Origin of the sequence: Lawsonibacter sp. LCP25S3_E2, from assembly GCF_052117285.1 — a bacterium.
In the GTDB taxonomy this organism is placed as follows: domain Bacteria; phylum Bacillota; class Clostridia; order Oscillospirales; family Oscillospiraceae; genus Lawsonibacter.
In genome coordinates, this window is record NZ_JBQKJL010000002.1 from 218,241 (window position 1) to 237,759 (window position 19,519).

Here is a 19,519-nt window from a genome sequence, read left to right on the forward strand (position 1 = left end):
AAACGAATCAGACTTTTTCTTTTCTCTCCCCTTCCGAACACCCCAGAGGCGAAACGCAGTTTCGCACAACATTCTAGCTTTCTTTTAAGAAAGCGTGCGGGGGTCGGCCACGCAGCCGGCGATGGCGGAGGCGGCCGCCACGGCGGGAGAGGCCAGAATGACCTCGCTGGTCACATGGCCCATGCGCCCCACAAAATTCCGGTTGGTGGTGGAGACGGTACGCTCCCCCTCGGCCATCACGCCCATGTGGCCGCCCAGGCAGGGGCCGCAGGTGGGAGTAGAGACAGCGGCGCCGGCCTCGATAAAGTCCTGAATGAGGCCCTCCTTCATGGCCTGGAGCACGATCTCCTGGGTGGCGGGAATGACCACGCAGCGCACGTTGGGGGCCACCTTCTTGCCTCTCATAATGGCTGCGGCAATGCGCAGGTCCTGGATCCGGCCGTTGGTGCAGGAGCCGATGACCACCTGGTTGATGGGCAGTCCGGCCACCTCGCTGACCACCTTGGTGTTCTCCGGCAGGTGGGGCATGGCCACGGTGGGCTCCAGCTGATCCAGGTCAATGACTACCTCCCGGACATACTCCGCGTCGGGGTCGGCCTGGAAGGCCTCACAGGGGCGGTTCACCCGGCCGTTGATGTACTCCATGGTCTTTTCGTCCACAGGGAAGATGCCGTTCTTTCCGCCGGCCTCGATGGCCATGTTGGAGATGGTGAACCGGTCGTCCATGGTGAGGGAGGCAACGCCCTCCCCGGCAAACTCCAGGGACTGGTAGAGAGCCCCGTCCACCCCGATCTCACCGATCAGGTGAAGGATGACATCCTTGCCGGACACATGGGGCTGCAGCTTTCCCTTCAGGGTGACCTTGATGGCGGCAGGCACCTTGAACCACAGCAGGCCCGTGGCCATGCCGGCGGCCATGTCGGTGGAACCGATACCCGTGGAGAAGGCCCCCAGAGCCCCGTAGGTGCAGGTGTGGGAATCGGCACCCACGATGATCTCACCGGGGGCACACAGGCCCTTCTCAGGCAGCAGGGCGTGCTCCACACCCATCTGACCCACATCAAAGAAATTGGTAATGCTGTGCTTGTGGGCAAATTCCCGTGCCTGCTTGCACAGCTGGGCGGACTTGATATCTTTGCAGGGGGTGTAGTGGTCCAGAACAATGGCGATCTTGTCCTTGTCAAAGACCTGGGTGAACCCCGCCTTTTCAAACTCGGTGATGGCCACCGGAGTCGTGATGTCGTTGCCCAGGACTAGATCCAGCTTCGCCTCGATGAGCTGGCCTACCTCTACCTGATCTAACCCGGCGTGTTTGGCCAGGATCTTCTGTGTCATGGTCATTCCCATGGAATATTCCTCCCTGTCGGATGATTTGTCCCTATCTTACCAGGCCCCTTGTCAAAAGAATGTAAACTATGTTACAATTGAAAAAATTCTACGAAAGGCCGAGCGTCTATGGACTTCACCCCCGACTTCCCCGCCCACATCTGGGAGCCCTTTGCCCAAAGCCGTCCCCCGATCCTCTGCGGGGCGGGCTATCTGATCTATTTGCAGAATACCGCGGCCACCTGCTTCTACTACCTGAAAAGCGGCCGGGTAAAGAGCTTTATCCAGTCGGAGGACGGTGAGGAGCGCATCCTCCATGTGTACGGCGCAGGCAGCCTCTTTGGCGAGGCCTCCTTCTTTGACGAGCTGCCCCGTGTGTCCTCCGCCATGGCCCTCACCGACTGTCAGATCGTGGCCATTGACCGGGAGCTGGTCACCCAGGAGATCGCCAAACATCCGGAACTGGCCCTGGCCATGATGAAATATCTGGCCCGAACGGTGCGCCTGCTGTCCGGCCAGGTGGACCAGATGGCCTTCCGCCCCGCCCGGTGGCGGGTGGGCCGGTTTCTCCTCTCCCTCTCCCCTGACGGCGGAGAGGCCCATTGCACCCAGGAGGACATTGCCGCCGCCGTGTCGGTGAGCCGGGTGACGGTGAGCCGGATTTTAAACGCCTTTGCCCGAGAGGGGCTGGTGGACGTCGGCTATGGGACCGTACGGGTGCTGGACCCCTATGCCTTGGACCAGCAATGTAAATAAGCAAAAAACGGCGGGGAAGCATCCCCGCCGTTTTCCTTCGGATTCGTTTATACAGGCTCTTGTTCCAGCTCCACGGCCCTGGCAATGGCCGCATGAATGTTGGGCTGGAAGTTCTCCTCCCCCACCAGGTCGTACATGCCCGACTTTTTGAACACAGACATGGGCTGTTCGTTCACATGGGAAAAGACCACCTGGATGTTTTTGTCCTTACATTCCATGTACAGGCGCATGAGGCCATTGAGGGCCGTAATGTCCATTCCGGGCACCGCACGCATGCGCAGCACCAGCACCCGGCGGTGGGTGTCCCGGTCCATGTGGGGAATTTTGTCCGCCGCCCCAAAGAACATAGGCCCGGTGATCTCATAGACCATCACATGGTTGGGCACCGGCATCATGCGCCCGGTGTCGTCATCGGTCTCCTCCACATAGTCCCACTCCTTGATCTCGGCCACATCGGCCATGCGCTTCATAAACAGCAGGCAGGCCAGGGACAGGCCCACGGCGATGGCCACCACCAGGTCAAAGACCACCGTGAGCACAAAGGTGAGGGCCAGCACCGCCACATCGCTTTTCGGGGCATGCCTGACCATGCTCACCACGGTGCGCCAGCCGCTCATATTGTAGGCCACCTGGAACAAAATGGCCGCAATGCAGGGCATGGGGATGAGGGCGGCGTAGGGCATGAGCAGCACCAGCACCAGCAGCAGCACCACCGCGTGGACCATGCCCGCCACCGGAGAATTGCCTCCGTTTTTCACATTGGCAGCAGTACGGGCAATGGCCCCGGTGGCCGGAATCCCTCCAAAAAGGGCGGAGGCAGCATTGCCCACCCCCTGGGCCACCAGCTCCATGTTGGAGTTGTGACGGGCCTTGATCATTTCATCGGCCACCACTGCCGACAGCAGAGACTCGATGGCCGCCAGCACCGCAATGGTGAAGGCATCGGGCAGCACCGCGGAAATGGTGCCGTAGGAGAAGTCGGGCAGCTGGAGCGAGGGCAGGCTGCCGGAAATAGTGTACAGGTCCCCGATGGTATTCACCGGCAGGTCTAATCCCTTTACAGCACCTGCCGTTACCAGAACTGCAATGAGAGAGGCGGGAATCTTCTGAAAGAGCTTCGGCCACAGGAACAAAATGGCCAGGGCCAGCACCCCCACCCCAACGGCGGTCAGGTTCACCGTGTGAAAGGTATGGATGACCTCCTCCAGCTTCTCCATGGTCTCCACCGGAGCGTTCTGAAAGGTGAGGCCAAAGAAGTCCTTCAGCTGGCCGATGACGATGGTCACGGCGATGCCGGCGGTAAAGCCAGTGGTGATGGTATAGGGAATAAACTTGATCATGCTGCCCATGCGCAGCACGCCCATCAGAATCAGCAGCACGCCCGCCAGAACGGTGGCGGTGGCCAGTCCGGCCATGCCGCTGCGGGCCACCACCCCGGCCACAATGGTGGCAAAGGCGGCGGTAGGACCGGCGATCTGCACCTTGCTCCCGCCCAGGGCGGAGATGACAAAGCCCGCCACGATGGCAGTATAGAGGCCCTGCTCCGGGGACACTCCAGAGGCCAGGGCCAGGGCAATGGACAAAGGCAGGGCAATGATGGCGACAATGATGCCGGCAATTAGATCTTTTACAAATTTTTCCTTGGAATAGCTCTTTAAGGAATGGACCAATTGGGGGGTCAACTCTCTCATAAACGCGCTCTCCTTAACAGTTTTTTAACACACCCCTCTATCATAAGCGCTCCTCCCCTCTTTTGCAAGGATTTATTTACAGCTTTCCCTGCTTTTTGCATCATTTTTTGCAAAAATGCAAGGGTTCCGGCCTTCCGGAACCCTTGTCAGCGGAGAAATTCTCTCCTCTATTCAGAAAACAGCCCCTGGAGCTGGCCCAGCAGCTCCATACTCTTGAATTTCAGCACATAGCCCTCGTCCTGTTCCGTCACCAGGGCCGCCTGGCCGGGGGTAAAATAGCCGGCCTGGGTAGCCTCCTCCACCGTCTCACTGGCTGCTCCCAGACACAGGGGCGGGAAGGCCACACACCACCAGTTTTGTCCCTTCCCCTCCCCAATGACAATGCGCAGGGCATTGTAATTCCCCGCGGGCAGGGCAAAGCCCTCATATTCCTTGGTGGGGAACCAGCAGTTGGTAAGCTGGGCAGTGACCTGGTAAGGGTACCCCGCTTCCTCCACCACCGCCTGGCCCGCCTGGGCCAGTTCATCCAGATGGGCCTCCAGGGCAGAGCGTGCCTCAGACAGGGTGGCATGCTCCGGATAAAAGGTCTCCGCCTGGGCCAGCACACGGTCCCGCACCTGCAGCTTCAGAGCCTGGTCGGCCTGGCTGTCCGAATTGGCGATCACATGAAAGCGGATGACACTGTCTGCCAGCTCCCGCTGCTCCTGTCCCAGCCAGCTCCCCGCAGCTACTGCCACCAGCAGCCCAAACATCAGGGACAATTCCCAACATTTCAGTTTCCGATCCATTGCCGTCTCCTTTCAAGGCGGCAAAAAAGCCGCCCAATACCATAAAGCTAATTTGCTTTACAGTATAGGCGGCTTCTAATCATTTTAAACCGTCTGGGTCAAAAAAGTCTCATTGCTGGTCTCCCGCAGGCGCGCATAGGCCTCCTGGGCCTCCTCTTCCCGCTCAAACAGGCCAAAGGCAGTGGGCCCGGTGCCGCTCATGCTGGCCCCCAGAGCTCCGCAGCGGATGAGCTCGTTTTTGATCTCACACACCCGTGCAAGCTGGCGTTTGGGAAGGGCATCCTCAAAGACGTTGTACATCCGGCGGGCCACCCCGGCCAGATCCCCGGCCTCCAGGGCCTCTATGGCTCCCTTCGTATCCGGATGGCGGCGCAGGCGCACCCGGTCGATCTGGGCAAAAAGGGCGGGCGTGGAGATGGGAAAGTCGGGCTTACACACCACTACCCAGCACTTTGGCAAAGGCGGCAGCGGGGTGAGCACCTCTCCCCTGCCCTCGGCCAGGGCGGTACAGCCCATAACACAGTAGGGCACATCGGACCCCACCATCTCCCCGATTTTCGCCAGAGCCTCCTGTTCCACCGGAGCGGCGTCCATCTCGTTCAGCGCCCGGAGCACCGCGGCGGCATCGCTGCTCCCCCCGGCCATACCGGCACAGATGGGAATGCGCTTTGTAATGGCGATCTCCAGTCCCTGGGGCTCCTGCCCCCGTGCCTCCCAGTACCGCAGGGCAGCCTGGGCGGCCAAATTTTTCTCGTTATTGGGTAAAAAATGCACATTGGTCTTGACCCGCAGCTCATTCCAACCCAGAGGCTCCACCGTCAGGTCGTCGGCCAGAGTGATGGACTGCATGATCATCCGCATATCGTGGTAGCCGTCCGGGCGTTTGGACAGCACGTCCAGGGTGAGATTCAGCTTTGCATTTGCCTGGATGAACATGACAACACCATCCCTTTACTCCCGAATTTTTCTTGCCTCCAAATAAAAGCGCTTGTCGTGGGCCTCCCCCATGGAGAAGGTCTTACGGGGCAGCACCCCGTCGTGGATCACCGTGGGGAACAGCTCCTCTTTGCCCATAGGCGGCAGGAGGAAGGCAATGGCCTCCTCACGCTCCTGGGCCAGCCTCTGGGCCACATCGGCGCCGTGGATGTAATCGATCCGGCTTCCCGGATGGGCCGCGCAATACTCGTCCAAAAAGACCTGCAGGGTCCCCACCGGAAGCTGCTGCCGGGGATTTGTCACGGTGATCTCCCCCTTGCTCCAGCGGCTGGCCACAAAGGACAGCACATGCCCCTCGCCCCGGCCCTGGACAGCGCCGGGATAATAGGCCATGAGCGCATCCAGCAAGTCTTCTGGCTTTACACCGAAAACCACACGGTGGATGGGCTCAAACTCCAGAGATTCGTCGTGGAGATTCACCAGCTCACACAGGGCGTACCGGGAGGGCAGATTTGCCCACTGCTCCGGCGGGGTCAGCTTTTTGGCGCGCTCATAGCACTCCTTGGCGGTGGCCAGGGAGTGGTTCCCATCTCCCACCGCAAAGAGGAGCACCGGCAGCGCCTGCTCCAAATGATACCGTGTTTGGAAGGCAGCGGGGTCGGCCAGGGCCTCCAGGGCGGCAAAGACCTGCGCCTGCTCCTGGTCTCCCAGCTTCCAGCCCTTGATGTGGCCGCCCTGTTCCATCAGTTCAAAGTCATAGACCGGCTCCATTGCTCCCCTTTGGGCACTCAGCGGCTCGATCACCGTCCTGCCGGGATCGTCGGCCAGGAGCATCACATGGGGCAGCTCGATGGGGGCATTCTTCCGCACCGCCACACGGGGCGGAATGCGGGAAAGGACAGTGCCCTCCGTAGCCCGGATGGGCGCACCGGAGCCAGGCTCGTAGTCATACTGCTCCAGATCCACCATGCCCACAAGGCCCCGGCGGGTCTTGCCGCAGTCCAGGGTGCGCTCCACGTAAAAGAGACTGTGGGGATATTCCTGGAACCGGCCTTCCCGGAGATACCGGGTCATGGTGGTATTGATCTCCATGATGTCGGTCTCCACGTTGGGGCCCTCCAGGCAGCTCTCGGGCAGAATGAGGCGCAGGGCCGAGGGGGAACGGCCTACCCGCTCCTCCACCCGCTGCCAATACTCCGGCTGGGAGGTATATTGATCGCAGGCCACCACGCTCCACAGGCTCAGATCACAGTTCTGAGGCAGGAGGATATTGGCCGGCTGAAATGGAAAATTAGTTTTCATGTGTACCCTTCTTTTCTTTCAGGAGCTTGTCCAGCTTTTGTTCCATTTCCTTCTGCTTATTCCAGACCATCCACAGTCCGGAGAGCACCAGGCCCGTGAGCACCGCGTCCAGCAGCAGCTGGTCGTCCCGTCCCGGCCCGGTAAACATGGAAGCTAGCAGGTAGATCACAAAGACGAACAGGGCCGCCCAGGCGGCAAATTTCAGACCGTTATTCATGGCTGTCGTCCCCTCTCTGCCCCAGCAGCTTGTCGATCTTTTCTTCCAGATCCCCAAGCTTCGTCACAATGGTAGCCAGTGCGGCCAGGGCTGCCACCAGGACCGCAAATCCCAGGATATACGCCATAATCTCCCCGCCGATCATCCCACAGAAAAAATATGCTGTGGCCAAAATAGCGGCAAAGAGGATGCAATAGCCGAAAAACATAGCGTTACCTCCCAAGCGTTTCCCCGATGGCTCGTTCTTACAGGGCCTGTTCGATGGCGTGGAGCAGCTCGTCAAACTCCTCAAAGGCAGGAAGCTCCGGGTGGTCGGCCTTGATGGCCTGGGTGCTCTTAAAGAGGAAGCCCGCCTTGCTGGCCTGGATCATCCCCAAGTCGTTGAAGCTGTCTCCGGCGGCAATGGTGTCAAAGCCGCAGGACTGCAGGGCCTTCACTGTGGTAAGTTTCGACTTCTCACAGCGCATTTTGTATCCGGTGATCTCCCCATTCTCCCCCACCTCCAGGGTGTTGCAGAAAATGGTGGGCCAGCCCAGCTTTTCCATGAGGGGCTTGGCAAACTGCTCAAAGGTGTCGCTGAGGATGATGACCTGAGTCTCACTTCTCAGCTTGTCCAGAAACTCCTTGGCTCCGGGCAGGGGGTCAATGGTGGCGATGGTGGCCTGGATCTCCTTGAGGCCCAGTCCATGCTCCTTCAAGATGCCCAGGCGCCAGGTCATCAGCTTATCATAGTCGGGCTCATCCCGTGTGGTACGCTTCAGCTCGGGGATCCCACTGGCCTCGGCAAAGGCGATCCAGATCTCGGGGACCAGGACCCCCTCCATATCCAAACAGACAACATTCATTTCCATGCTCCTTTTTCTCATCCTCAGCCTTCCCGTCCCTGCTTGCGGCGCAGGTTGGTCAGGAAGTTGTCCATCCGGGCGATGGACTCGGCGATATCCTTCATGGACGCGGCGTAGCAGGCCCGGACAAAGCCCTCACCTCCGGGGCCGAAGGCGTTGCCGGGAATGACGGCCACCTTCTCCTCCATGAGGAAGCGCTCGCAGAACTCCTCACTGGTCAGGCCGGTGGAACGGATATCCGGGAACACATAGAAGGCGCCCTTGGGCTCAAAGCAGGAAAGGCCGATGCGGTTGAGGTTTTCCACCAGATACCGGCGGCGGCGGTCGTACTCCTCCCGCATGTGCTCGATATCCCCGTCCCCGTTGCGCATGGCCTCTACGGCGGCGTACTGGCTGGTGGTGGGGGCAGACATGATGCCAAACTGGTGCAGCTTGGTCATGGCGGCAATGATGGGCTTGGGGGCACACACATAGCCCATGCGCCAGCCGGTCATGGCGTGGCTCTTGGAGAAGCCGTTGACCACCACGGTGCGCTCATACATGTCGGTGAGGTTGGCCAGGGATACATGGCGCTGACCATAGGTAAGCTCGGCGTAGATCTCGTCGGAGATGACCATGATATCGGTGCCCCGCAGGACCTCGGCAATGGCCTCCAGATCCCGGCGCTCCATAATGCCGCCGGTGGGGTTGGAGGGGAAGGGCAGCACCAGCACCTTGGTCTTGTCGGTGATGGCGGCCTTCAGCTGCTCGGGGGTAAGGCGGAACTGATCCTCCGCCTTGAGTTCAATATATTTTGGCACGCCCCCGGCCATTTCGGTCAGCGGGCCATAGCACACAAAGGAAGGTACGGGGACGATGACCTCATCTCCAGGATTGATCAGCACCCGCAGGGCCAGGTCAATGGCCTCGCTGCCGCCCACAGTGACCAGGATCTGGCCGTTGTAGTCGTACTGCAAATCAAAGCGGCGATTGAGGTAGGCGGCAATCTCCCGCCGGAGCTGAAGCATACCGGCGTTGGAGGTATATTTGGTGTGGCCACGCTCCAGGGAGTAGATGCCCGCGTCCCGGATGTGCCAGGGGGTGACAAAGTCAGGCTCACCGATGCCCAGCGAAATGGCGTCGGTCATCTCCTCCAGAATATCAAAAAATTTCCGAATTCCAGAGGGTTTGATCCCCTGAATCTTCTCATTCAGGATGTTGTCGTAATTCATACGAAGATGTACTCCCTTTCCTCAGGCTCCTGGGGACGGAACACCAGGTGCTTCTCTTTATATTTTCTCAAAATGAAGTGGGTCGCCGTACCGGTGACGCCCTGGATGGTGGACAGCCGGTCGCCCACAAACATGGCCACTTCCCGCAGGGTGCGCCCGGAGATGATGATGGCCAGGTCAAAGGAACCGCTCATGAGATACATGCTCTCCACCTCGTCATACTGGTAGATGCGCTCAGCAATGCGGTCAAAGCCGTCGATGGACTGGGGCGTCACATTTACCTCGATCAGGGCAGTCACCGTCTCTTTCCGCACCCGGTCCCAGTCGATGATGGCCTGATAGCCCAAAATAACCCGCTCGTCCTCATATTTTTTAATGGCGGCCTTTGCCTCTGCCTCCGGCACTCCAGCGGCGGCGGCCAGCTGAGCCGTGGACATGGTGCAGTCCTGCTCCAGCAGTTCCAGCAGCTTCTCCATGGACGTTCCCTCCAAAATCATTGAATTTCCGGTCCCTTCCGGTTTCTTTTTATTATAATCGATGATAAGCAAAGCCGCAAGCCCTATTTGGGCCTGCGGCTTTGGGAGGTCTGGGAAGGGATCGCGCATCCGCCGCTCAGGCGGCAGCCGCTTCCTTCTTGGTGGTCATGCGCAGGAAGACGTAGATACCGGCCACGATGACCAGGCCCACCACATCGGAGATGGGCTCGGGCACCAGCATAGCCAGACCGCCTGCAGCCATGAGCACACGGAAGAAGATGTTCATGGGTTTGAACAGGAAGCCGTTGAGGGCGGCAGCCACGCCGAAGATGCCCAGCAGAGAGGTGACGCAGATCTGAATCACCTGGAGCACCGCGGCAAAGCCGGTCACGTCAAACTCAAAGAGCATAGCCGGGTTCATGGCGAAGATATAGGGCACGATGAACGCGGCAATGGCCAGACGAGTGGCATTGAAAGCGGTCTTCATAGGCGGAGCCTTGGCAATGGCAGAACCGGCGTAGGCGGCCAGAGCCACGGGCGGGGTGATGTCGGCCACGATGCCAAAGTAGAACACGAAGAAGTGGGCGGCCACGGCAGGAATGCCGATCTCCGGGCTCATCAGGATGGGCGCGCAGGTGGAAGCCATGATGCAGTAGTTGGCGGTAGTGGGTACGCCCATGCCCAGGACGATACAGCACAGCATGGTCAGGAACAGGGCGATGAAGGCCCGTCCGCCGGACACGGCCACGATGGCGGTGATGAGCTTGGAAGCAAGACCAGTGGAGGTAATACAGCCGGCCACGATACCAGCCATGGCACAGGCCACCGCTACGGTGATGGTGCCCTTGCCGCCAGCCTCCAGAGCGTCAAAGAACTTCGCCAGGGTAATGCGGTCGTCCTTGTTCACAAGGCCAACCAGGATGGTGATGATGATGGCCACAGCCGCGCAGAACTGCATGGTGCGCATATTCAGGGAGACCATGACTACCAGCACCACCAAGGGCAGCAGCAGGTAGATCTTGGGCAGCAGGCTGACAATGCGGGGCAGCTCACTGCGGGGAATGCCCTTCAGGCCCAGCTTCTTGGCCTCCAGGTGGACGGCGATGTAAATGCCGGTGAAGTACAGCACGGCGGGCAGGATAGCCTTCAGGGCCACCTGGCCGTAGGGGATGCCCATGTACTCGGCCATCAGGAAGGCGGCAGCACCCATGATGGGGGGCATGATCTGGCCGCCGGTGGAGGCAGAGGCCTCGACCGCGCCGGCAAACTCGGGCTTATAGCCGGTACGCTTCATCATGGGGATGGTCACAGAACCGGTGGTCACGGTGTTGCCCACGGAGGAGCCGGACACCATGCCGCACAGGGCGGAGGAAATCACGGCCACCTTGGCGGGACCGCCGGCAGAGGAGCCGGCAATGGAGTTGGCCAGGTTGATGAAGAAGTTGGAAATACCGGTACGCTCCAGAAACGCGCCGAAGATGATGAACACCACGATGTACTTGGAGCACACCTGCACCGGGGTACCCATAATGCCGTTGGTGGTGAAGAACAGGTCATAGATCACCTTGCCGAACCGGACGGTGGCAAAGGTATAGATGAGCAGGGCACCGGCCACACACAGAATGGGCAGGCCCACACACCGGCGGCACAGCTCCACCAGCGCCAGCGTGCCGATGATGGCAATGGCCACCATGGCCGGGTCTCTTGACACCTTTGTAGCCAGCATCAAAATCTCACGGGCACGGAAGGAGAAGTACAGGAACGAGCCTGCACCCAGGATCATAATGATCCAGTCATACCACGGCAGGTAGTTGACCTTGGTGATCCCCTTCTTGATGGGGAAGTTCAAATAGCCAATGACCAGGATGAACGCCAGGAAACGGGTCAGCCGGATCTCCAGCAGACCATTCACAAACAGGGTCACGTAAATGCAGTACACAGAGAAGAGCACCATGATCGCCTTGACGATCAGCTTGGGTGTTCCCTCCCAAATACGGGTGTTGGACTCACGGTCATACTTTTTCATGACCTCATCCACGTCGGCGGCGGTACCTACCGAAGTATCGACTTCTTCCGCCTGGCTGTCCACCAGCTTTTTGTTGTCTTTCGACTCCATATTTTATCTCCTTTCTCCTCGCGTCGACACAGTGTCTACGGAACACATGCCTCCGCGTCCCGCCAGGCGCGGACGCATCTGCACCGCGGGATACACAAAGAAAGGGCGGCTGCGGCGGGCTGGGCCCGCTGCAGCCGCCCTAAAATCAGATTATGCAGGCTGGATTCACTTACTTGGTGGGAACCTCGATGCCCTTCTCGGCGAAGTACTCAGCAGCACCGGGGTGATAGGGAACGGCGGTGTTGGAAGCGGCAAACTCCAGGTCCAGCTCAGCGCCCTTGGAGTGCGCCTGGGCCAGGCCCTCGGCATTCTCGAAGGTACCGAACAGGAAGTTGTACACGTCCTCGTTGGACACGTCGTCCCGGGCAATGACAGTGGCGACCACAGCCACGGTGGTGGCGTCGGCGGCCATGTTGTAGGTGTCAGCGGAGATCACAGCCTTGCTGTAGTAGGGAGAAGACTCCTGCAGCTTGGCAATGTGCTCGTCGTCCAGGTTGACCAGGTACACGTCCTTGGTGGTGGACAGAGAAGTGATAGCGGTGGTGGGAGCGCCGGCAACCACGAAAGCGGCGTCGATCTTGCCGTCCTGGAGGGACTCAGCGCTGGTGCCGAAGTCCTCATAGGTGGCGTTGATGTCGCTCTCGGTCATGTCGTAAGCGGCCAGCACGTCAACGGCATTGTAGTACACGCCGGAGCCGGGGGCACCGATGGACACGCTCTTGCCCTTCAGATCAGCCACGGTCTTGATGTCGGGGTTCAGGGTGACGATCTGAACCTGCTCCATGTACAGGGCAGCCACGGTGGAGAAGTCGGTGATGGGCTCACCCTCAAAGTTACGGATGCCCTGGTAGGCATAGGCCATAACGTCGGACTGCACGAAGCCCAGCTGAGCATCGCCAGCCTCCATGTTCTCAATGTTGGCCTGGGAACCGCTGGACACGATGGCGGTCACCTTAGTGCTGGTGGCATCGCCCACCTTCTGGGCCACAACGCCGCCGAAGCCGTAGTAAGTACCCTGGTCGCCGCCAGTGGTAAAGTTCAGGCTGGTGCCGCCCTCTTTGCCGCCCTTAACGGTCTCGATCACGGACTCACTGGTAGCACCGGAGCTGGCGGCCTGGCTGCCGGAGGATGCCTGGCTGCCGGAAGAGGCAGTGTTCCCACCGCAAGCGGTGAGCGCCATGCTCATAACCATGGCAAGGGAAAGAGCAATCGCAATCTTCTTTTTCATTTTTCTTTCCTCCAATTTCCAAGTTTGGATTTGCAAAGCAATCTGCACTTGCATGGTTATTATAGTACATTACATCGTAAAAAGCAATAGAATTTTTCCTCTCCCCTCGTCTTCGACAAAATATTCAAAAGTAAATTGCTCTTTCACTTTAATTTTATTAAACTCAATTATGCTTTGAACTTAAAAAACAAAGGATTGTTTTTCCTTTAACAAACCCAGAAATTTCAAGGCGTCCAGCCCTCCATCCCCTGGTGCAGCTTCTCCAACGCCCTCTTTTCAATGCGTGAGACATAGGATCGGCTGATACCGCACTGACCAGCGATTTCCCTTTGTGTACGAGGCGTCTGTCCATCCAACCCATAGCGCATAGTAATGATGGTACGCTCTCTGGGGGTCAAGCAGGTTTTTACGCAGCTGCGTACCTTGACGCAGGCATCTCGGGTATCCAGCTCCTCCAGCATATTGTCATCCACTGCAATGACATCCATCAGCGACAGGGAGCCCCCCTCCCCCGCCGCCTCCAGAGTATCCGCCAGGGACACCTCACCCTGAAGCTTGCGCTGGGAACGAAAGTGCATCAGGATCTCATTTTCAATGCAACGGGATGCATAGGTAGCAAGGCGTACATTTTTATCTGCCTTGAACGTCGAAATCCCTTTGATCAGCCCAATGGTGCCGATGGAAATCAAGTCATCCTGATCTCCGGTCTGCGCATAGTATTTTTTTACAATGTGAGCCACCAACCTGAGGTTATGTTCCACCAACAGATTCCGCGCCTCCAGATCACCCTGGGCACACCGCTGCAAATATTCCTTCTCCTCCGCTGCCTTCAGGGGTCTGGGGAAGGACCCTCCGCCCCCGGACAGGCGCAGCGTGAAGAAGATCCCATTCATCATTAAATAGATCACGGGGGACAACATCATTCAACACCTCCGCCCCAGCTTATTCCCCGCCTGCCCGTCCCTATGCGCCAAAAACCCGCCCGGACTGAGCCATCCGGGCGGGTTTCATCGTTTAATGTGCGGCCAGCACTGCCTTTGCCAGGGCCTCCAAATCCTCCCTGCCGGGATGGGCCAGGGCCCGGTCAAAGTTAGCCAGCATAATTTGCTTGCGGGGGCTGTCCTCCATCTGCTCATAGCGGCGGCGCACCGTGTCAGGCATTTTTCCTTGACACATATATTCCCCGATCACCTTCACGCTCTCCGGGATCTCCTCTTTTACCATGGCGAGGATTTTGGCAAAATAATCGGGTTCCCCACCAAAACCGGCCGTGCCAAAGAGGAAAACTTCCTGCCCTGTAAGGGTAGCCAAAAACTGGGCCGTCTCCCCGTCACAGGTCCCCTTATCCGTCCAGAACCCCACATAGATCCGCTGGGCGTCCAGCGCCTGGGCGCTGGGCGGTCCAAAATAGAGGCAGTCTTCCTCCCCCAGACACTTGCGCAGGGCCTGGGCCAGAAGGGCGGTATTCCCCGTCTTGCTGCTGTACACAATGGAATAGCTCATGCTGTTTCCTCCTTTTTATCATAAATACAGTGGACGCCCTTGTGGGCCATCATGCCCCCCAGGCATGCCTGGTTGCAGCGCACACAGCGGCGCAAATTTTGAATCTCACCTGCGGCTACTTTTTTCGGCCAATTGGGATCGGCGATCAGCTGCCGGCTCATGGCAGCGCAGTCCATTCTTCCTGCGGCAAGCTGTTCTTCGATAAAATCCGGGTTTGTCAGCCCGCCCACTGCGCAAATGGGACGGTCCGTCAAAGCACGCACCCGGTCGCAGAAGCCGAGAAAACAGCCCTCCTGTCCGAACTGCGGGTGATTGGCCGGAGGAATGGTATCGGTGAGGCTGCCATGGTTGGCCAGCGTCACATGAAAGCTGGTCACACCCGCCCGCTCCAGCAGGGGGACAAAAATCTCCAGTTCCTCTTCCAGCATGCCGGCGTTTCCGTAGTGGGGATGCTCCTGCCGGACTGCCAGTTTGAAATCAATGGGCAGCTCCGGCACTTCCCGGTGCACCGCTTCCACCGCCTCTACCGCAAATCTGGCCCGGTTTTCCACGCTGCCGCCGTACGCATCCTGCCGATGGTTATAGAGGACAGAACTGAAGCTGCCGCACATCCGGTCCCCATGGACCTGGACTATGTCAAATCCAGCTTCTTTGGCCAGTCCGGCGGCAGCGCCAAAGCTGGAGGTGATCTCCCGCACCTTTTTTTCGGACAGCCCGGTAATATAAGGGCCTACTTCCTCATTGAGCAGAGGACGCAACTGTTCCATGGAAATTTTTTTACTCAGAATCCCCGGTACATATTTGAGCATAGCTTTTAGGTTGGAGTCCGACTGATGCAGCTGGGCGCACAACATACACCCCTCTCCATGGACCATCCGGGCCAGCTCCTGATAGAAGGCACGCCCCTTTGGGGTGTATAGTGAGGGGCCAAAGCCATGCTTTCCTACCGGAATGTCTCCGAGGATGATCATCGCACACCCACCCGCCGCGATGGCCCGCAGACGTGCCATCCACTGTTCTCTGGGCAGTCCCATAGAGGTAGGGGCAAAAATGATTCGGTTTTTTAAAGTCAGCCCGCCGTAGTTTACCGGGCTCAGAATGGTTTCGTACATGGGTCGGTTCCTTCCTTGATGTTTACTTTGTTCAGCAGGGAAAACAGGTGTTCCCGCTCCTCCTCCCCAAACGCGCTCAGCACCTGCTCGTCCCATTCCGAAAAGAAATGGTGGCTCAGGTCAAAGGCCTCCCGCCCCTTTTCACTCAAATCCAGATGATAGGCCCGGCCCTTCCGCTCCCGGAGCAGAAAACCGTCCTCCACCAGCTTGACCACACTGCGCTGGCAATAGCCCCAGTCCAGCTCCAGGGCCTGGGTCAGCTCCCCCTGGGTGCAGTCCGGGTGCTTGCCTACATAGACAAGAAGAAACAATACCCCAAAGCTCAGCCCCAGCTCCTGAAGGCGGCGGGACGTATAGGCCACAAAGCTGCGGTAAAAGGTAATGCAGCGGTAGGAAAACGTCTCAGTCATTGGTCTCCCCCTTTCAACTTGACTAAGTCAAGTTTATCTCAATTACTTGACTTTGTCAAGTCCTCTTTTTTAAAACACGACCGGACAAGCAAAAAACCGCCGGGGCCCGAAGGTCCCGGCGGTCATAGGTACAGTACGTATTTACTTGGCGGTCTCCCGCTGGAATTTGGCCAGATAAGCGTCCTGAAGAAGCTTCAGCCGTCCCCGATCCTTGCCGCCCACGGGGATGCCGTCGATGGCCTCCACCATCATGCAAAGAGCACTGGAGCTGGTGACGATCACCTCGTCGGCATTCATCAGCTCCACCATGGAGAAGGGCGTCTCATCGGTGGGGATGCCGTTCTCCTTGGCCAGGGCCAGCAGGTGCTTTCGGGTGATACCCGGCAGGATCAGCTCGTCGGTGGGGGCGGTGCACAGCACCCCGTCCTTTAGGATCGAGATGTTGCTGTGGGCACACTCGGTCACCCGGCTGCCCCGGTGAAGCACCGCCTCGTCACAGCCCCGCTCCACCGCCCGCTGGTTGGCCAGTACGCTGGGGATGAGGTTCAGGGTCTTGATGTTGCACAGCTTGAAGCGAATGTCCTCCATGGAGATGAGCTTATAGGGCTTATCCATAGGCTTCATGGTGTGGGGCTTCACATAGGCCATAAGGGTGGGCTCCACATCCTTGGGGAAGGGATGGTTCCGGGGGCAGACTCCCCGCGAGATCTGCCAGTAGAGGAAATGGACGGGAGAATCCTCCGCCTCATCGATGACCTTCTGCAGCTCCGCTTTCATCCAGTCCCGGTCCTTTTGGAAGGGGATCTCCAGCAGCCGCAGGCTGTTATACATCCGGTCCAGGTGGTCATCCAGGGCAAAGGGCACCCGGTTGGCCACACAGGTGGCCTCATAGATGCCGTCCCCAAAGTACAGGGCCCGGTCCCCCATGGGCACCTTCATTTCCTCCAGAGGGCCCATCTCGCCGTTATAGTAACCGACAGTTTTCCACATAATGGTTTCTCCTCTCTCTGTTTCAGTTCTCATTGATTGGAAACGGCCCCTGGGCCGCCCAGCTTATGATGTTGCTTTTCCCAGCAGATAAAAAGTCTCCAGGCCATCCAGGCACACAGCGAGCCGATCACCGCACCGGCCAGAACATCGGTGGGATAGTGGACTCCCACATAGAGCCGGGACAGTCCCATACATACCGCAAGCACCACCGCCAGCACCCTCCCCCACTTCCAGGGCAAGGCACGCAGCCAAATCATTCCCGCGGCAAAGGCGGCACAGGTGTGCCCCGAGGGGAAGGAATGGGGATCCTTCTCTACCACCAGGGGGGTAATGGGCAGATCCAGCCAGGGCCGGGCGCGCTCCACCAGGGGCTTGATGGTCACATTGGTCACCAGCAGCCCCAGCACCATGGCCAGAAGCGCCACGGCCCCCGCCTTTCGGGTCGGTTTCCAGCACACCATGGCAAGAGAAAGGACGATCCATAAAAGCCCCGCGTTCCCCAGGGAAGTAAAGAGGGCAACCACCGGGTCCAGCCAGCTCAGATGTAAGGTCTGTATCCAGAGCAAAATGCTGCCGTCCAATTGCTGTAAAGTTTCTAGCATTTACACTTTCTCCTTGCAGATTCTCCGGTTCCGACACCCTTCGCCCCAGCGGCTTGACTGTCTTCCCCGTCTCATATTATAATAAGAGAAAATTCTCCATTCGTCAACCTTTACCGGAGGGGAGGCTTTTCCTTGAAGCAAATCATTTGCCTGTCCACCGAGCCCTGGAGCCGGCTTCCCGGTCGCACCCAGCAGCTTATTTCCCGCATGCGGGACGCAGAAATTCTTTATTTTTCCCCCGGCCAGCACTGGAAGGATTCCGCCCTATATCAAAAGGGCCTCCAGGTCCGGCCCAATGTGACCGCCTATACTCTGCCCGTACCCCTGCTCCCTCTGAAGGAGCGCCACGGCGCCATGTTCCGGGCCCAGCGCCGGTATATCGGGCATTTTATCGCCGCCAAAGCGGCCCGGCACCGTTTTCTAAAGCCCCTGCTGTGGGTCACCAGCCCGGAGCATGTGCATGTGCTGGACCACCTGAGTTATGAATCCCTGGTCTATGACTGTGACCGGGAATGGGAAGACCTGCCCCCCCACTGGGAGGGCCGCCTGGCCCAGGCCGCTGATGTAGTCTTCGCCGCCTCCCCTCAGCTGGCCGACCGGCTTTCTCCCTGCAGCAGCAATATCGTCCTGCTGCCCAACGGCATCAATCTTCCGCTCTTTGCCCCGGAATTTGACCGCTCTGACCCGCTGCCCCAGGTGAAGGGTCCTCTCTTCGGGTGGGCAGGGACCATCTGGGCTGATCTGGACCTGACCCCCATCCTCTACGCCGCTCTGGACCGGCCGGACTGGACCTTTCTGCTTCTGGGCCGGAGGGAAAAGGGCAATCCCCTGCTCCCCTACCTAAAGCGCCAGCCCAATGTGATCATCCCCGGCTCCCGGCCGGTGAATGAAGTTCCAAACTGGCTCTACCGCTGCGATGCGTTGGTGGAGCTGCTGCGTAACCAAAGGCCCTATGACGACGTGGTCTCTCCCCGGCTCTATGAGTACCTGGCCACAGGCAAGCCCATCGTCTCCATGGTGTGGCCCGACCAGGTGGAGCCCTTTCCCGATGTGGTCTACTCTGCCCACGATGAGGAGGAGTTTGTCACCCTCTGCGCCCACGCCCTGAATGAGGTCCCCGGCTTTGTCTCCCAGCGCCGCCAGAACCACGCGGCCGCAGCCGCCTGGACCCTGCGCAGCGCCGCGGTCACCCGCATTCTCACCACCGCCGGCCTTCTTTAGGATTTGAACACCAAGATTTTCCCAGTTTCTTCCCGTTTCTCTTGTTCAAGCCTACGAAAATCGCATGCCCTCTTGCAAAGGACGCGTTTTTTCGATAAAATAAAACTCTAATTGATCGATAGAAAGAGGTGTGCCCTATGCTCCGCTTTCCCCTGTTTTGTCCCCAGAGCATTTTTGGCCACGGCCTCAATCTGTCCAAAGGGAACCGGTAAAAATCTCCAGGCTGTCTGTACACACCATACAGATGGCCTGAATCTTTTTTGAAAGGAGCTATCCCTATGAAAAAAGTCGCGGTTATTATGGGTTCTGACAGCGATTGGCCTGTGGTCAAGGGGGCCTGCGAGCAGTTAAAGGCCTTTGGTATCCCCTATGAGGCCCACATTCTCAGTGCCCACCGCACCCCCGCCGCCGCCGCGGAATTTGCCTCCAGCGCCCGGAAAAACGGCTTCGGCGTACTCATCTGCGCCGCCGGTATGGCCGCCCATCTGGCCGGAGCATTCGCCGGAAACTCCACCCTCCCCGTCATCGGCATCCCCATGAAGGGCGGAGCCATGGACGGCCTGGACGCTCTGCTGGCCACCGTTCAGATGCCCAGCGGCATCCCCGTAGCCACGGTTGCCATCAACGGCGCCAAAAACGCCGCTGTGCTGGCCGCCCAGATCCTCTCCGTCAGCGATGACGCGCTGGCCGCCAAGCTGGACCAGGCCCGCGCCGACATGGCCGCCCAGATCGCCCAGAAGGAGCAGAAGCTCCAGGCGGAGCTGGGATAATAACCTGCTTTGTTTGTTC

21 protein-coding genes are annotated in these 19,519 nt (G+C 58.9%); 3 read left to right on the top strand and 18 right to left on the bottom strand.

The genetic code is table 11. The features are described 5' to 3' along the window. Positions 1–84: 84 nt before the first annotated feature. Positions 85–1,347, bottom strand: coding sequence for a 3-isopropylmalate dehydratase large subunit (gene leuC, locus ACTQ3R_RS03255; RefSeq protein WP_441777963.1), 1,263 nt, complete (start codon positions 1,345–1,347; stop codon positions 85–87). Positions 1,348–1,455: 108 nt separating this feature from the next. On the opposite strand from leuC, the gene ACTQ3R_RS03260 reads away from it, so the two are divergent. Then, entirely contained in the window at positions 1,456–2,082 is a 627-nt protein-coding gene (locus tag ACTQ3R_RS03260; protein WP_441777964.1) for a Crp/Fnr family transcriptional regulator, read from the top strand. A gap of 47 nt (positions 2,083–2,129) precedes the next feature. Here ACTQ3R_RS03260 and ACTQ3R_RS03265 read toward each other — a convergent pair whose 3' ends face one another. The 17 genes from ACTQ3R_RS03265 to ACTQ3R_RS03345 all read right to left on the bottom strand — a co-directional run bounded on the left by ACTQ3R_RS03265 (position 2,130) and on the right by ACTQ3R_RS03345 (position 17,509). Further along, positions 2,130–3,773 carry a SulP family inorganic anion transporter gene (locus tag ACTQ3R_RS03265; RefSeq protein WP_441777965.1) on the bottom strand — a complete coding sequence of 548 codons (1,644 nt, stop codon included), beginning with the start codon at positions 3,771–3,773 and terminating at the stop codon, positions 2,130–2,132. Between the two features lie 167 nt (positions 3,774–3,940). After that, positions 3,941–4,561 carry a stage II sporulation protein R gene (gene spoIIR, locus ACTQ3R_RS03270; RefSeq protein ID WP_441777966.1) on the bottom strand — a complete coding sequence of 207 codons (621 nt, stop codon included), beginning with the start codon at positions 4,559–4,561 and terminating at the stop codon, positions 3,941–3,943. A gap of 84 nt (positions 4,562–4,645) precedes the next feature. Beyond that, positions 4,646–5,497: a 4-(cytidine 5'-diphospho)-2-C-methyl-D-erythritol kinase gene (gene ispE, locus ACTQ3R_RS03275; protein ID WP_441777967.1), complete on the bottom strand. Its 852-nt coding sequence runs from the start codon at positions 5,495–5,497 to the stop codon at positions 4,646–4,648. A gap of 15 nt (positions 5,498–5,512) precedes the next feature. Beyond that, positions 5,513–6,799 carry a DUF1015 domain-containing protein gene (locus tag ACTQ3R_RS03280; protein WP_441777968.1) on the bottom strand — a complete coding sequence of 429 codons (1,287 nt, stop codon included), beginning with the start codon at positions 6,797–6,799 and terminating at the stop codon, positions 5,513–5,515. Next, positions 6,789–7,016, bottom strand: a complete 228-nt coding sequence (locus tag ACTQ3R_RS03285) for a hypothetical protein (RefSeq protein ID WP_441777969.1) — start codon at positions 7,014–7,016, stop codon at positions 6,789–6,791. Before ACTQ3R_RS03285 ends, ACTQ3R_RS03280 begins: the two co-directional genes overlap by 11 nt. Further along, complete coding sequence (locus ACTQ3R_RS03290) at positions 7,009–7,224, bottom strand: hypothetical protein (protein ID WP_441777970.1); 216 nt, start codon at positions 7,222–7,224, stop codon at positions 7,009–7,011. Before ACTQ3R_RS03290 ends, ACTQ3R_RS03285 begins: the two co-directional genes overlap by 8 nt. Before the next feature lie 37 nt (positions 7,225–7,261). After that, on the bottom strand, positions 7,262–7,861 hold the full coding sequence (thrH, locus tag ACTQ3R_RS03295) for a bifunctional phosphoserine phosphatase/homoserine phosphotransferase ThrH (protein WP_441777971.1): 600 nt from the start codon (positions 7,859–7,861) through the stop codon (positions 7,262–7,264). A gap of 23 nt (positions 7,862–7,884) precedes the next feature. Continuing rightward, complete coding sequence (locus ACTQ3R_RS03300; protein ID WP_441777972.1) at positions 7,885–9,072, bottom strand: aminotransferase class I/II-fold pyridoxal phosphate-dependent enzyme; 1,188 nt, start codon at positions 9,070–9,072, stop codon at positions 7,885–7,887. After that, on the bottom strand, positions 9,069–9,548 hold the full coding sequence (locus ACTQ3R_RS03305; RefSeq protein ID WP_441777973.1) for an Lrp/AsnC family transcriptional regulator: 480 nt from the start codon (positions 9,546–9,548) through the stop codon (positions 9,069–9,071). The genes ACTQ3R_RS03300 and ACTQ3R_RS03305 overlap by 4 nt, the downstream gene beginning before the upstream one ends. 136 nt (positions 9,549–9,684) lie before the next feature. Continuing rightward, the gene (locus ACTQ3R_RS03310; RefSeq protein ID WP_441777974.1) at positions 9,685–11,664 is read right to left on the bottom strand and encodes a TRAP transporter permease; all 1,980 of its coding nucleotides are present in this window, start codon (positions 11,662–11,664) and stop codon (positions 9,685–9,687) included. 169 nt (positions 11,665–11,833) lie between these two features. Further along, on the bottom strand, positions 11,834–12,892 hold the full coding sequence (locus tag ACTQ3R_RS03315) for a TAXI family TRAP transporter solute-binding subunit (RefSeq protein ID WP_441777975.1): 1,059 nt from the start codon (positions 12,890–12,892) through the stop codon (positions 11,834–11,836). Positions 12,893–13,116: 224 nt separating this feature from the next. Then, complete coding sequence (gene sigK / locus ACTQ3R_RS03320; RefSeq protein ID WP_441778054.1) at positions 13,117–13,812, bottom strand: RNA polymerase sporulation sigma factor SigK; 696 nt, start codon at positions 13,810–13,812, stop codon at positions 13,117–13,119. Between the two features lie 94 nt (positions 13,813–13,906). After that, positions 13,907–14,395: a flavodoxin family protein BilS gene (gene bilS, locus ACTQ3R_RS03325; protein WP_441777976.1), complete on the bottom strand. Its 489-nt coding sequence runs from the start codon at positions 14,393–14,395 to the stop codon at positions 13,907–13,909. Then, positions 14,392–15,507, bottom strand: a complete 1,116-nt coding sequence (gene bilR, locus ACTQ3R_RS03330) for a bilirubin reductase (protein ID WP_441777977.1) — start codon at positions 15,505–15,507, stop codon at positions 14,392–14,394. Before bilR ends, bilS begins: the two co-directional genes overlap by 4 nt. Continuing rightward, positions 15,489–15,917, bottom strand: coding sequence for a bilirubin utilization transcriptional regulator BilQ (bilQ, locus tag ACTQ3R_RS03335; protein ID WP_441777978.1), 429 nt, complete (start codon positions 15,915–15,917; stop codon positions 15,489–15,491). Before bilQ ends, bilR begins: the two co-directional genes overlap by 19 nt. Before the next feature lie 141 nt (positions 15,918–16,058). After that, positions 16,059–16,907, bottom strand: a complete 849-nt coding sequence (locus tag ACTQ3R_RS03340; protein WP_441777979.1) for an aminotransferase class IV — start codon at positions 16,905–16,907, stop codon at positions 16,059–16,061. Between the two features lie 29 nt (positions 16,908–16,936). Further along, a complete protein-coding gene (locus ACTQ3R_RS03345) occupies positions 16,937–17,509 on the bottom strand; it encodes a phosphatase PAP2 family protein (RefSeq protein ID WP_441777980.1) in 573 nt (190 codons plus the stop codon). A 132-nt stretch (positions 17,510–17,641) separates the two neighbouring features. Here ACTQ3R_RS03345 and ACTQ3R_RS03350 point away from each other — a divergent pair, with 132 nt between their 5' ends. Beyond that, entirely contained in the window at positions 17,642–18,730 is a 1,089-nt protein-coding gene (locus ACTQ3R_RS03350) for a glycosyltransferase family protein (RefSeq protein ID WP_441777981.1), read from the top strand. Positions 18,731–19,008: 278 nt separating this feature from the next. Next, positions 19,009–19,500, top strand: coding sequence for a 5-(carboxyamino)imidazole ribonucleotide mutase (gene purE / locus ACTQ3R_RS03355; protein ID WP_441777982.1), 492 nt, complete (start codon positions 19,009–19,011; stop codon positions 19,498–19,500). Positions 19,501–19,519: the final 19 nt, after the last annotated feature.

Excerpts from the sequence above, each read along its gene's own strand:
- thrH (WP_441777971.1), bottom strand. The coding sequence starts at position 7,861 with ATGAATGTTGTCTGTTTGGATATGGAGGGGGTCCTGGTCCCCGAGATC.
- ACTQ3R_RS03310 (WP_441777974.1), bottom strand. The coding sequence starts at position 11,664 with ATGGAGTCGAAAGACAACAAAAAGCTGGTGGACAGCCAGGCGGAAGAA.
- ACTQ3R_RS03340 (WP_441777979.1), bottom strand. The coding sequence starts at position 16,907 with ATGTGGAAAACTGTCGGTTACTATAACGGCGAGATGGGCCCTCTGGAG.
- ACTQ3R_RS03345 (WP_441777980.1), bottom strand. The coding sequence starts at position 17,509 with ATGCTAGAAACTTTACAGCAATTGGACGGCAGCATTTTGCTCTGGATA.
- ACTQ3R_RS03290 (WP_441777970.1), bottom strand. The coding sequence starts at position 7,224 with ATGTTTTTCGGCTATTGCATCCTCTTTGCCGCTATTTTGGCCACAGCA.
- leuC (WP_441777963.1), bottom strand. The coding sequence starts at position 1,347 with ATGGGAATGACCATGACACAGAAGATCCTGGCCAAACACGCCGGGTTA.
- bilQ (WP_441777978.1), bottom strand. The coding sequence starts at position 15,917 with ATGACTGAGACGTTTTCCTACCGCTGCATTACCTTTTACCGCAGCTTT.
- ACTQ3R_RS03280 (WP_441777968.1), bottom strand. The coding sequence starts at position 6,799 with ATGAAAACTAATTTTCCATTTCAGCCGGCCAATATCCTCCTGCCTCAG.
- ACTQ3R_RS03315 (WP_441777975.1), bottom strand. The coding sequence starts at position 12,892 with ATGAAAAAGAAGATTGCGATTGCTCTTTCCCTTGCCATGGTTATGAGC.
- sigK (WP_441778054.1), bottom strand. The coding sequence starts at position 13,812 with ATGTTGTCCCCCGTGATCTATTTAATGATGAATGGGATCTTCTTCACG.
- ispE (WP_441777967.1), bottom strand. The coding sequence starts at position 5,497 with ATGTTCATCCAGGCAAATGCAAAGCTGAATCTCACCCTGGACGTGCTG.
- ACTQ3R_RS03300 (WP_441777972.1), bottom strand. The coding sequence starts at position 9,072 with ATGAATTACGACAACATCCTGAATGAGAAGATTCAGGGGATCAAACCC.
- purE (WP_441777982.1), top strand. The coding sequence starts at position 19,009 with ATGAAAAAAGTCGCGGTTATTATGGGTTCTGACAGCGATTGGCCTGTG.
- spoIIR (WP_441777966.1), bottom strand. The coding sequence starts at position 4,561 with ATGGATCGGAAACTGAAATGTTGGGAATTGTCCCTGATGTTTGGGCTG.
- bilR (WP_441777977.1), bottom strand. The coding sequence starts at position 15,507 with ATGTACGAAACCATTCTGAGCCCGGTAAACTACGGCGGGCTGACTTTA.
- ACTQ3R_RS03305 (WP_441777973.1), bottom strand. The coding sequence starts at position 9,548 with ATGGAGAAGCTGCTGGAACTGCTGGAGCAGGACTGCACCATGTCCACG.
- ACTQ3R_RS03260 (WP_441777964.1), top strand. The coding sequence starts at position 1,456 with ATGGACTTCACCCCCGACTTCCCCGCCCACATCTGGGAGCCCTTTGCC.
- ACTQ3R_RS03265 (WP_441777965.1), bottom strand. The coding sequence starts at position 3,773 with ATGAGAGAGTTGACCCCCCAATTGGTCCATTCCTTAAAGAGCTATTCC.
- ACTQ3R_RS03285 (WP_441777969.1), bottom strand. The coding sequence starts at position 7,016 with ATGAATAACGGTCTGAAATTTGCCGCCTGGGCGGCCCTGTTCGTCTTT.
- bilS (WP_441777976.1), bottom strand. The coding sequence starts at position 14,395 with ATGAGCTATTCCATTGTGTACAGCAGCAAGACGGGGAATACCGCCCTT.